This window comes from Halomonas sp. AOP43-A1-21 (genome assembly GCF_052376775.1).
GTDB classification, from domain to species: domain Bacteria; phylum Pseudomonadota; class Gammaproteobacteria; order Pseudomonadales; family Halomonadaceae; genus Vreelandella; species Vreelandella colorata.
Genome location: NZ_JBQSWC010000033.1, coordinates 47779 through 59805, shown reverse-complemented (window position 1 = coordinate 59805; position 12027 = coordinate 47779). Strand labels below are relative to the sequence as shown.

At 55.4% G+C, this 12027-nt stretch carries 10 protein-coding genes and 3 tRNA genes; 10 read left to right on the top strand and 3 right to left on the bottom strand.

Annotated features, from left to right (window positions below):
• Positions 1-112: 112 nt before the first annotated feature.
• Entirely contained in the window at positions 113-436 is a 324-nt protein-coding gene (fdxA, locus tag ACT3R7_RS16655) for a ferredoxin FdxA (RefSeq protein ID WP_192537399.1), read from the bottom strand.
• 156 nt (positions 437-592) lie between these two features.
• On the bottom strand, positions 593-3184 hold the full coding sequence (gene mutS, locus ACT3R7_RS16650; protein ID WP_496199305.1) for a DNA mismatch repair protein MutS: 2592 nt from the start codon (positions 3182-3184) through the stop codon (positions 593-595).
• Between the two features lie 201 nt (positions 3185-3385).
• Here mutS and ACT3R7_RS16645 point away from each other — a divergent pair, with 201 nt between their 5' ends.
• The 9 genes from ACT3R7_RS16645 (at position 3386) to ACT3R7_RS16605 (ending at position 10491) form a co-directional block, all read left to right on the top strand.
• The gene (locus ACT3R7_RS16645) at positions 3386-3919 is read left to right on the top strand and encodes a CinA family protein (RefSeq protein WP_192537397.1); all 534 of its coding nucleotides are present in this window, start codon (positions 3386-3388) and stop codon (positions 3917-3919) included.
• Between the two features lie 88 nt (positions 3920-4007).
• Complete coding sequence (gene recA / locus ACT3R7_RS16640; protein WP_192537396.1) at positions 4008-5069, top strand: recombinase RecA; 1062 nt, start codon at positions 4008-4010, stop codon at positions 5067-5069.
• A gap of 5 nt (positions 5070-5074) precedes the next feature.
• Entirely contained in the window at positions 5075-5536 is a 462-nt protein-coding gene (locus ACT3R7_RS16635; RefSeq protein ID WP_192537395.1) for a regulatory protein RecX, read from the top strand.
• A 170-nt stretch (positions 5537-5706) separates the two neighbouring features.
• A complete protein-coding gene (alaS, locus tag ACT3R7_RS16630; protein ID WP_192537394.1) occupies positions 5707-8316 on the top strand; it encodes an alanine--tRNA ligase in 2610 nt (869 codons plus the stop codon).
• Positions 8317-8407: 91 nt separating this feature from the next.
• On the top strand, positions 8408-9658 hold the full coding sequence (locus ACT3R7_RS16625) for an aspartate kinase (RefSeq protein WP_496199304.1): 1251 nt from the start codon (positions 8408-8410) through the stop codon (positions 9656-9658).
• A 192-nt stretch (positions 9659-9850) separates the two neighbouring features.
• Positions 9851-10039 (top strand): carbon storage regulator CsrA, encoded by a 189-nt coding sequence (gene csrA / locus ACT3R7_RS16620; RefSeq protein ID WP_018918037.1) that lies wholly within the window; start codon positions 9851-9853, stop codon positions 10037-10039.
• Positions 10040-10164: 125 nt separating this feature from the next.
• A tRNA-Ser gene (locus tag ACT3R7_RS16615) sits at positions 10165-10257 on the top strand.
• 17 nt (positions 10258-10274) lie between these two features.
• Positions 10275-10351: transfer RNA gene (locus ACT3R7_RS16610), tRNA-Arg, on the top strand.
• A 63-nt stretch (positions 10352-10414) separates the two neighbouring features.
• Positions 10415-10491 (top strand) — tRNA-Arg (locus ACT3R7_RS16605).
• Between the two features lie 131 nt (positions 10492-10622).
• Here ACT3R7_RS16605 and ACT3R7_RS16600 read toward each other — a convergent pair.
• Positions 10623-11630, bottom strand: coding sequence for a tRNA dihydrouridine synthase (locus ACT3R7_RS16600; protein WP_225736080.1), 1008 nt, complete (start codon positions 11628-11630; stop codon positions 10623-10625).
• 126 nt (positions 11631-11756) lie between these two features.
• On the opposite strand from ACT3R7_RS16600, the gene ACT3R7_RS16595 reads away from it, so the two are divergent.
• Positions 11757-12014, top strand: a complete 258-nt coding sequence (locus ACT3R7_RS16595; RefSeq protein WP_192537393.1) for an OadG family protein — start codon at positions 11757-11759, stop codon at positions 12012-12014.
• Positions 12015-12027: the final 13 nt, after the last annotated feature.

Genomic DNA, 12027 nt, shown 5'->3' with positions numbered 1-12027 from the left:
GCCCCAGGGTGGCTCTTTTGCGTTGTAAGCAAGCATTCGCTAGATGGTCAGACAGAAACAAAAAAACCAGCGCGGACGCTGGTTCTTAGGAAATGCTGTTGCGCCGTTTTTATTAGCGCTCAAGCTTCTCGATCTTGCCGCTCTTGCCATCCCACTCTTCGGCATCCGGCAAGGCATCTTTCTTTTCAGCTATGTTGGGCCATACTTCGGCCAGTTCAGCATTGATCTCGATAAACTGTTCCTGCCCATCCGGCAGCTCATCCTCAGAGAAGATGGCCTCTGCAGGGCACTCCGGCTCGCATAGGGCGCAATCAATGCACTCATCCGGGTGAATCACCAGGAAGTTGGGGCCTTCGTAAAAGCAGTCGACCGGGCAAACTTCGACACAGTCGGTGTATTTGCATTGGATGCAGTTTTCGGTAACGACAAACGTCATCGCGCTATCCCTCTTGCGGGACCGGAGGTACAGTCCGGTCATGGTCAATCGTGAATGGTTATAAAACAGCCGTTTTTTATAAGCTAAAAAGTATGGGCGACATTCTAGTGGTGCCTATACCTAACGGCAAGCTCTGAGCGTCTTCTCTTGCGCCAATTACAGCAGATCCCGCCATTGATAAATCAGCGCCAGCGCTTCACGGGGCGATAAATCGTCTACATCCGCGCGCTCAAGCGCTTCGACAACCGGGTGCGGCGTGCTGGCAAACAAATCGTTCTGCTGAGGCGCGGGTGTTGCCTGAGGGTAATGTTCCGATACGCCAGCAGAGCGTGCCTGATGCGTGTTCACATCGCGCTGTTCAAGCGCAATCAATTTTTCCCTGGCACGTTTGATGACATGCGTGGGCACACCCGCCAGCTGGGCTACCTGCAAGCCATAGCTTTGGCTTGCCGGGCCCGCCTCGATGCGATGCATAAACACAATGCTGTCGCCATGTTCGGTGGCGGTTAAATGAATATTGGCCACGCCTTCGGCCTGGTCAGGCAGCGCTGTCATTTCAAAGTAGTGAGTGGCAAAAAGTGTAAGCGCGTGCGCCTGGGCGAGGTGCTCGGCACTTGCCCAGGCAAGCGAAAGACCATCAAAGGTACTCGTGCCCCGGCCAATTTCATCCATGAGTACCAGGCTTTGTTCGGTCGCATTATGTAAAATATTCGCAGTTTCGGTCATCTCGACCATAAACGTCGAGCGACCACCCGCTAAATCATCCGATGAACCAATGCGGGTAAAGATCCGGTCGATAGGGCCTATTTCAGCCGCATCCGCGGGCACAAAGCTACCGCTATGGGCCAGCAGTGCAATTAGTGCCGTCTGGCGCATATAGGTAGATTTACCGCCCATATTGGGGCCGGTGATAATCAACATATGCCGCTCGGGTGTGAGCACCACATCGTTGGGCACAAACGGCTTATCGCTTACCTGCTCCACGACCGGATGACGGCCTGCGGTAATCGTAATGCCGGTGGCATCGCTTAACGTTGGGCGCACCCAGTTGAGCGCCTCGGCGCGCTCGGCAAAAGCGCACAGTACGTCCAGTTCGGCAAGCGCTCGGGAGGTGCCCTGCAAAGCGGTCAGGTTTTCGTTGAGCTCGCCCAATAGGCGATCGTACAGCCACTTTTCACGGGTCAAGGCGCGCGACTTGGCCGATAGCGCCTTATCTTCGAACTCTTTAAGCTCCGGGATGATAAATCGCTCGGCGTTTTTCAGCGTTTGGCGGCGAATATAGTCAGCCGGAGCCTGTTGGGCCTGAGAGCGGGGCAGCTCGATAAAGTAGCCGTGTACGCGGTTGTAGCCGACCTTCAGGTTGGCAAGTCCGGTACGTTCACGTTCACGCAGTTCAAGCTTGACCAGGTAGCTGCCGGCGTTTTCGGCCATGCCGCGGTGCTCGTCAAGCTCGGCGTCAAAGCCATCGGCAATCACACCGCCATCGCGGATAACCACGGGCGGGTTCTCAATCAGCGCCCGGTTGAGCGTGTCGGCGATGTCGGGATAGGGGCGGATATGCGGGCGCAGGTTGTCCAGAGCGCTGCCACTTTCAACGTCACTTAGCTGCTGCTCAAGTGTGGGCAGGGTATTGAGGGCATCTCTCAGGCGCGCCAAATCGCGTGGCCGGGCGCTATACAGCGCAACGCGCGACAGAATACGCTCGACATCACCAACATCATTGAGCGTGTCGCGCAGCGTCATATAGGCGGCGTCCAGGCTTAATAGCGCAACGCCGGCCTGGCGGCCCTGTACCGTCTCGCGCTGGCGCAGCGGGCGATTCAGCCAGCGCTTCAGTAGCCTTGAGCCCATTGCGGTGGTGCAGGTGTCCAGCACGCTGGCCAGCGTATTGTCGGCGCTGCCGCCCAGGTTGATATCAATCTCCAGATTGCGCCGACTGGCGCCATCGATCACTACCGCGTCATCGCGGTTTTCGACGCTCAGCGCGGTGACGTGGGGCAGGCGCGAGCGCTGTGTGTCACGCGCGTAATCGATCAGTACGCCAGCGGCGACAAGGGCAGTGGTCAGGTGAGCGCAGCCAAACCCGCGCAAATCCTGCACTTCAAACTGATCGCACAGGCTGCGATTGGCGCTTTCCAGATCAAAAAGCCACTCGCCCTGTCGGCGTAAGCTACGCTTTTGTGACCAAATGTCGGGAAGCGTTAAGCTCTCGGGGATCAGTAGTTCAGCGGGAGAGAGGCGGGTCAGCTCGGCGAGCATTTCAGCTTCGCTGTCTACTTCCAGCACGCTAAAACGTCCGCTGGAAAGCTCAAGCCAGGCAAGTCCCCAGCGATCGCTGCCAGGTGCCAGGGCCACCAGCACGTTGTCACGTCGGGCATCGAGCAGGGCCTCATCGTGCAGGGTGCCGGGTGTCACAATACGCACTACCTGGCGCTCGACGGGGCCTTTGCTGGTAGCTGGGTCGCCAATCTGCTCACAAATGGCGACCGACTCACCGGTAGCTACCAGGCGGGCGAGATAGCCCTCGGCGCTATGATAGGGGATGCCAGCCATGGGGATCGGTTTGCCGCCTGACTGGCCGCGCTGGGTGAGCGTAATGTCCAGCAGGGCTGAAGCGCGTTTGGCGTCGTCGAAAAACAGCTCGTAAAAATCCCCCATGCGGTAGAACAGTAGTACCTCGGGGTGTTCACGTTTGATCTTTAAATACTGCGTGATCATTGGCGTGTTGGGGGGAATGGCCTGTGACATGGGCGTCCTGATTGAGCGTGGCGCAGGCCAGCGTGGCTTGCGGCATGTTCTTGAAATATGTGCTTTGAAATACGCTCTTTACTACCTTTTTAACTACATTCTTGGGTTACGTACTTTTGAGCGATTTCTTTGAGCGATTTCTTTGAGAAAGCTAAACGCAGTATTCTACGCTGAACTGATGTCCTACATGAAGGAGCGACCATGCCCCCTAGCGTATCCAGCCTTAAAAATCTTGATTTGTCACTTCTGGCGCAGCGGCTTGGGCGGGTCTGTCAGCAGCGTCAGATAGAAATAACCGCGGCGGAGTCATGTACGGGCGGTGGCATCGCCAGTGCCATTACCTCGGCGGCGGGAAGCTCGGCTTATTTTACAACGGGCTATATTACCTATGCGAATACGGCAAAAACACGCCTGCTGGGTGTGTCAGCCGCTACACTGGAAGCTGAAGGTGCTGTCAGTGAGGCGGTGGTAAAAGCTATGGTAGTAGGCGCCTGCCAGGAAAGCGGTGCTCAGCTAGGTGTTGCAGTAAGCGGTGTGGCGGGGCCTGATGGGGGCAGTCCAGAAAAACCAGTGGGCACCGTTTGGCTTGCCTGGGGAGATATGGCCCATCAGCAGGCGGAATGTTTTCATTTTCCCGGAGACCGTCAGGCAGTACGCGAGCAGGCGGTACGCGAGGCGTTGGCAGGCCTGGTAGCGCGCCTGGATGCTTCTGGGGAAGGCGAGGTTGAGAAATAATCGTTAAAAACGACGTTGAGGATTTGTTTACCAGCAAATTTTTGGCATAATACTGTGTAATTATACAGTTTGTGATGAGGGTGTTTGCATGGCTCAGGATGACAACCGTACGAAAGCGCTAAACGCCGCACTTAGTCAGATCGATCGCCAGTTTGGTAAAGGCACGGTGATGCGCTTGGGCGACGCTCCGCGTGTCGTCATGCCGTCAGTGTCTACTGGCTCGCTAGGCTTGGACATCGCTCTTGGCATTGGTGGTTTGCCCTTTGGCCGGGTTGTAGAGATTTTTGGACCGGAATCGTCGGGTAAGACCACGCTGACCCTGTCGGTCATTGCTCAAGCACAGAAGCAGGGCAAGGTATGTGCGTTCGTTGATGCCGAGCACGCCCTTGATCCAAGCTATGCAGAAAAGCTGGGTGTTAACCTGGATGACCTGCTGGTATCTCAGCCGGACACCGGTGAGCAGGCGCTTGAAATCACCGATATGCTGGTCCGCTCGGGCGGCGTTGACGTGATCATTATCGACTCCGTTGCCGCGCTGACGCCGCGTGCTGAAATCGAAGGCGAAATGGGTGATACCCATGTAGGTCTGCAGGCGCGTTTGATGTCTCAGGCGCTGCGTAAAATCACCGGTAATATCAAAAACGCCAACTGCCTCGTGGTGTTTATCAACCAGATCCGCATGAAGATCGGCGTGATGTTTGGTAGCCCGGAAACCACGACGGGCGGTAACGCGCTGAAGTTTTACTCCAGCGTGCGGCTCGATATTCGCCGTACCGGTTCCGTAAAATCGGGTGATGAAGTCACCGGTAACGAAACCCGCGTTAAAGTGGTTAAAAACAAGGTAGCACCGCCGTTCCGTCAGGCCGAGTTCCAGATCCTGTACGGCAAGGGTATTTACCATGCTGGTGAGGTAGTTGATCTGGGCGTGCAGTGCAACCTGGTCGACAAGGCAGGCGCCTGGTACAGCTATAAAGGCAACAAGATTGGTCAGGGTAAGGCAAACGCCGCCCAGTACCTTGAAGAGCATCCGGAAATCATGCAAGAGATCGAAAGCCAGATCCGGGAGCAGTTGCTTGCCAAGCCTGACCCGAAAAAAGAAGAAGCGCCAGCGGCTGATGTCGCCGCTGATGCTGACGACGACCTGCTGTAAATCGTATGTTTGCTTCGTCACGTGATGCAACCCCACGCGACATAGCACTTCAGCTGCTATCTCGGCGCGAGTATTCTCGCGCTGAGATAGCGCAAAGACTAACCAAGAAAGCTTTCGAGAACGCAGACATTGAGGCGTGCCTGGATACCCTGGAAGAACAGGGGCTTCAGTCGGATGTGCGCTTTGCCGAAAGTTTTATTCGTTCACGTATTATTCGTGGTCAAGGCGTCATACGCATTAAAGGTGAACTCCGCCAGCGTGGCATTGATCAGGAAATTTTAAGCAACGCGCTCGTCGCCGTGGAAGAAAACGAAGGCGTTGACTGGTTTGAGCTTGCCAGTGCCACCCTGGCGCGGCGCTTCTCCTCCCCCGGTGATACCCCAAAAGAGCGCGCCAAACGTGAGCGCTTTCTTGCCTCGCGTGGTTTCGATTTTGAACAAATTCGTTACGCGCTCTCTTGCTTGTAAAGCCTTCTTTTATCACTATTGTGCCTGATCGTTTTCTTACGTCTTTAGCTATTAGCCACTAACTGCCGCTTTAGTCGTTTGACAACTGCGCTATAATGGCGCTTTTGCGACCCCAGCGGGTAGCGGCGACAGCGCCCTGGGGCATCATGCTTTAATGTTACGGATACCCTATGAGAAGCGCAGAGATTAGACAGGCTTTTTTATCCTTTTTTGAAGAGCAGGGACATACTATCGTCCCCACAGGCTCGCTGGTGCCGGGTAACGACCCCACACTGCTGTTTACCAATGCAGGCATGGTGCCGTTCAAGGATGTCTTCCTTGGCCGCGATCCACGCCCCTATGTGCGTGCAACTTCTGCCCAGCGCTGTGTGCGCGCGGGGGGGAAGCATAATGATCTGGACAACGTCGGCTACACGGCGCGCCACCATACGTTTTTCGAAATGCTGGGTAACTTCAGCTTTGGCGATTACTTCAAGCATGATGCCATTCGCTTCGCGTGGACATTTTTAACCGAAACTTTAGGACTTCCCAAAGAGAAGCTTTGGGTGACGGTACACATTAGCGACGACGAAGCCGAGCGGATCTGGAAAGACGAAATCGGTATTGATCCGGAACGCTTCTCCAGGCTGGATGAAGATAATTTCTGGCAGATGGGCGATACCGGCCCTTGCGGCCCCAGCTCGGAAATCTTCTTTGATCATGGTCCTGACGTATGGGGCGGACCTCCCGGCAGTGCCGATGAAGATGGCGACCGCTATATCGAGATCTGGAACCTGGTCTTCATGCAGTTTGACCGCGACGCCCAGGGTACGCTGAACCCGCTGCCTAAGCCGTCTATCGATACCGGCATGGGCCTTGAGCGGGTCGCCGCGGTAATGCAGGGCGTTCACTCCAACTACGAGATCGACCTGTTCCAGAACCTGCTTCAGGCGGCCGCCAAAGCGACCGGACATGCGGATACCGCGACACCTTCGCTGCGCGTTATTGCAGACCACATTCGTTCGTGTGCTTTCCTGATTGCCGACGGTGTACTGCCGTCTAACGAAGGCCGTGGCTACGTGCTGCGGCGTATTATCCGTCGGGCAATTCGCCATGGCCACAAGCTGGGCGCGACCAAGCCGTTCTTCCATATGCTTGTGGATGCGCTGGATGCCGAGATGGGCAAAGCCTACCCTGAGCTTCGTGAGGCGCGTGCGCAGATTGCCCGCGTTCTATTGAAGGAAGAAGAGCAGTTTGCCCGTACCCTTGACCACGGAATGGGATTGCTGAACGCGGCGCTTGAAGAGCTTGAGGGCAATATGCTCTCCGGTGAAACGGTATTTAAGCTTTACGATACCTACGGCTTCCCGTTTGATCTCACTGCCGATGTTTGCCGCGAGCGTAACGTCACGCTGGATGAAGAAGGTTTCCAGCGTGAGCTTGAAGCGCAGCGTGAGCGTGCTCGTGCTGCCAGCCAGTTCGGTGCCGACTACAGTGCCTCTATCGAGCTTGACGGCGAAACCAGCTTTACCGGCTATGACCGTCTGGAAGACCAGTCCACCGTAACCGCCATTGTGGATAGCGAAGGCAATGCCCTGGCGGCGCTGGAAGCCGGCCAGAAGGGCACCGTGGTGCTGGATCGTACGCCGTTTTACGGTGAGTCCGGCGGCCAGGTAGGCGATACCGGCTACTTATATGTGGAAGGCGGCCGCTTTCAGGTCACCGACACGCAAAAGCAGAGCGGTCATCACCTGCATCAGGGTGTCATGGTGGAGGGCGCGCTTAACGTTGGCGCAAGCGTGAAAGGGCAGGTCGATGCCAGCCTGCGCTCGGCAACGATCCGCAACCACTCAGCCACCCACCTGCTGCATAAAGCCCTGCGTATGGTGCTGGGTGATCACGTTCAGCAGAAAGGCTCGCTGGTCAATGCTGAGCGTCTGCGCTTTGACTTTAGCCATTTTGAGCCAATGACCGCCGAGCAGTTAGCGGAAGTTGAGCGCCTGGTAAATGAGCAGATTCTTGCCAATGCGCCAACGAAAACCGAGCAGATGAGCCTGGATCAAGCCAAGGCTAAAGGCGCGGCCGCGCTGTTTGAAGCCAAATACGCGGAAAACGTACGCGTGTTGACCATTGGTGCAGACGGCTTCTCTATTGAGCTGTGTGGCGGTACCCACGTAAGCCGAAGTGGTGATATCGGCTGTTGCCACATTATCAGCGAAGTCGGTATCGCATCCGGCGTTCGCCGGATTGAAGCTATTACCGGCGAGAATGCACTGGCCTACTTCCGTGAGCAGGAAGCCCGCGTGCAGCGTCTGGGCGAGCGTTTGAAAACCAAGCCTGAGCAGGTCGAAGGCCGCGTCGAGTCGCTAGTTGAGCGTAACCGCAGCCTGGAAAAAGAGCTTGAACAGTTAAAAGCCAAGCTTGCCAGCGCCGCAGGCAGCGATATGTTGAGCCAGGCGCAAGAGATCCACGGCGTTAAGCTGCTGGCGACCCAGCTGGAAGGCGTTTCCGGTAAAGATCTGCGCGGCGTGCTCGATCAGCTGAAAAATAAAATCGGCTCAGGCGTGATTATCCTGGGTGTGGCTGATAAGGCTGCCGGTAAAGTCAGCCTAATTGCAGGCGTGACGCAGGATCTTACCCAACGTGTGAAGGCGGGTGAGCTGGTTAACCATGTTGCCTCGCAGGTAGGAGGTAAAGGTGGTGGCCGTGCCGACATGGCGCAGGCAGGGGGCAGCCAGCCAGATGGCTTACCCGACGCCTTGAGCAGTGTCCCGGCGTGGCTTGAAAATATACTTAGCTAAACCCAAGGCCGGTGGCATTATAGCGACCGGCCTTTTGTTCATTTAAATTACGTTTCATCCTCCATTCCCGAACGAATAGGAAAAACGGCATATGGCACTATACGTACAGAAGTTCGGCGGCACCTCGGTGGGCTCTGTCGACCGTATTAAGGCCGTAGCGGAAAAGGTTAAAGGCTTTCGTGATCAGGGACACCAGATCGTCGTGGTGGTCTCTGCAATGAGCGGAGAGACTAACCGACTAACCGATATGGCCCATGCGTTAAATGAGGACCCCGCCCCGCGTGAGATGGATATGCTGCTCTCAACCGGTGAGCAGGTAACGATTTCGCTTCTTGCCATGGCGCTTCAGCAGATCGGCGTGCCGGCGACCTCGCACACGGGGGCCCAGATCGGTATTCATACCGACAGCGCGCATACCAAGGCGCGTATCCAACGCATTGAAACCGATGATCTTAAAGCCGATCTTGATGCTGGACAGGTAGTGGTCGTCGCGGGTTTTCAAGGCGTTGATGAAGAAGGCAATATCACAACGCTTGGCCGTGGTGGCTCCGATACTACCGGTGTTGCACTAGCCGCTGCGCTTAATGCGGACGAGTGTCAGATTTATACTGATGTCGATGGGGTTTACACCACTGATCCCCGCGTGTGCACTAAAGCGCAGCGTCTGGAAAGCATTACGGTTGAAGAAATGCTCGAGCTTGCAAGCCTGGGCTCTAAAGTACTGCAAATCCGTGCCGTAGAGTTTGCCGGCAAATACAACGTTCCCCTGCGGGTACTGTCGAGCTTTGAAGATGGCCCCGGTACCTTAATTGTTGCAGATTCTGACCAAGACGAGGACTCCATGGAAGAACCGCTGATCTCAGGAATCGCGTTTACCAAAAACGAAGCCAAACTGACCCTGCTCCATACCCCTGATGTTCCGGGTGTTGCCTCACGTATTCTGGGTCCTATCGCCGATGCCAATATCGAAGTCGATATGATCGTGCAGAACGTGGCGCCGGCAGGTGATTACACCGATTTCACCTTTACGGTTGCCAAAGGCGATTACAAAGCCACCAAGAAGCTGATCGAAGAAACCGTCATTCCCGATTTGGGCGGTGGTGAGCTGCGTGGCGATGATAATATCGCTAAAGTATCCCTGGTCGGTGTCGGCATGCGCTCGCATGCAGGCGTTGCCTCGAAAATGTTCCGTGTATTGGCCGACGAAAACGTCAATATTCGTATGGTTTCCACCTCTGAGATTAAAATTTCAGTCGTGATTGATGAAAAGCATATGGAATTAGCAGTTAATGCCTTACACAAAGCATATGGTTTGGATAAAGCAAATATAGAATCTGAATAACATTTATGCCTTAAACCTTCTACGCTGAAGAGGTACTCGCTACCGTTGGTGGTGAGCTTTCTTTCAACGGGAGGTTTAGGTGTCATGGAGCCAGAGCCATTGGTGAAGGCGCTGCTATGCCGCATAATGGCGTAGTGGCGCTTCTGGCGGACACAACCCGTTGTATAAAAACGTCTGAGAAGGAGATCAGCCATGCTCATCCTAACCCGCCGTGTTGGCGAAACGCTGATGATCGGTGATGAAATCACCGTCACAGTGCTAGGTGTGAAAGGTAACCAGGTACGTATTGGCGTTAACGCGCCGAAAGACGTTGCTGTACACCGTGAAGAGATTTATCAGCGCATTCAGCGTGAGCGCAATAGTGAAAGCGAAACAGAGTAAATGGCCGCCTTTATTACGCCTACTACAGGGCGTCTAAACGGCAAACTAAAGCCGGTGCGAAAAAAAATCGACATAAGTATGGACAGCAGCTGCTGAAATCGGTAATATTCGCGCCGTGCCGTTGAGGAGAGGTGGCCGAGTGGCTGAAGGCGCTCCCCTGCTAAGGGAGTATAGGGTTTATAGCCCTATCGAGGGTTCGAATCCCTCTCTCTCCGCCAATAGCACAATAGAAGATGCGCCCGTAGCTCAGCTGGATAGAGTACCTGACTACGAATCAGGGGGTCGGAGGTTCGAATCCTCCCGGGCGCGCCATCTTCTAACTTGATGTAAAGCATTAAGTCACTATGTACTTTGTAAGCACTTGCATCACCTAAAGCGCCCGTAGCTCAGCTGGATAGAGTACCTGACTACGAATCAGGGGGTCGGAGGTTCGAATCCTCCCGGGCGCGCCAGATTTCAAACCCGTTCTCTTCAATGAGAGCGGGTTTTCTGTTTCTAGCCTGATCGTGGCGGCTCGCGCCACGTTCTTGGATCGTTTAGAGCGCCCCGCGTATTGCGAGGGCGCTTTTTTTTGTCCAGAGGGTTAGATGCTGACAGCGAGCCGCTCAGCAGGCGTTGTATCAGGCACCAAGCTTTGAAGCAGGGTGTCCAGGTCGGTTAGGCGTTTAACGCGCTGAAAATGCTGGTTGGCCTCTTCATTGCCTTGACGCATTTGGGCAAGCCACTGTTTCACCAGTGACACCACGATGCGGTCAGGCAAATGTTGGCGCTGTAGGCGAGCGTACTCTTTGATCACGCTGGCGCGCATCGGCCATGTCGTTTCAGGCAACCGCTCGCCGGTTTGCTGCCAATGCCGAATGCGTGGCGCAAGCCAGGGGTCGGCTAGCGCGCTACGCCCTAGCATCACATCAGAGCAGCCTGACAGCGTACGCGCTTTCCAGTACGCCTCCAGCGTCCAGATATCCCCATTGGCGACCACCGGTATCGACACTTGCTGACGCACCCGGCCAATCCACTCCCAATGCGCTGGCGGGCGATAGCCTTCATCGCGTGTACGCCCATGCACTACCAGCCGGGAGGCGCCGCCCGCCTGAGTCGCCTGGGCACAGGCGACCGCCAGCTGACGGTTGGAAAAGCCCAGACGAATCTTGGCGGTGACCGGTATCTGGCCTTCAAGAGCATCCGCTACCGCCTTGACTGCCTGATAGACGCGTTCAGGTCGGCGCAGAAGGGATGCGCCGCCATCGTGACGGTTAACCAGCTTGGCAGGGCAGCCAAAATTCAAATCCACGCTTAAAGCGCCCAACGCTAACGCCTGACGCGCGTTTTCGGCAAGAGCGGTTGGGTCAGAGCCAAGTAGCTGTAAATGCACAGGAATGCCGCTAGGGGTGGCTACCGGGCGTTTTTCAAGCTCAGGGCAGTGTTTATAGAACACCCGGGGCGGAAGGCGCGTATCAACGACGCGCACAAATTCTGTGACGGTCCAATCAAAGCCAGCCCGACGCGTTAATAAATCGCGGGTAAGGGCATCAATAACGCCCTCCATCGGAGCGAGACCTATCTTTCCACTTTGTAGTAAATTAACAACCATGACTTCCACTATGGCGCGATTGCAATCTATGCTGAGTGTGGCAGGTTAGAGTATTACTTACATTACGCCAAGGAGCTTTTATAGGACTTTGGCACATGATTAGCGCCTAATAACAGGAGAGGGGTTATGCAGGATTCAGAGCTGCTCCAGGAAGGCCTTGCCATTATGGGCTTGGGGATGGGGTTTGTTTTTGTTTTCCTTACGGTTTTAGTCATCAGTGTCACGCTGTTGTCAAAACTGATGGGGCGTTTTCAGCCGCTGCCCACACCGGTCATGCCGGCGCCGCAGAGTGTACGCACGCCTGCACAGGCCGATACGGATGCCGAAGTGAAGGCAGCGATCAGTGCTGCAGTGCATCGTTACCGTTCTTCGCCGTCGAAATAAGCGACACGCATTT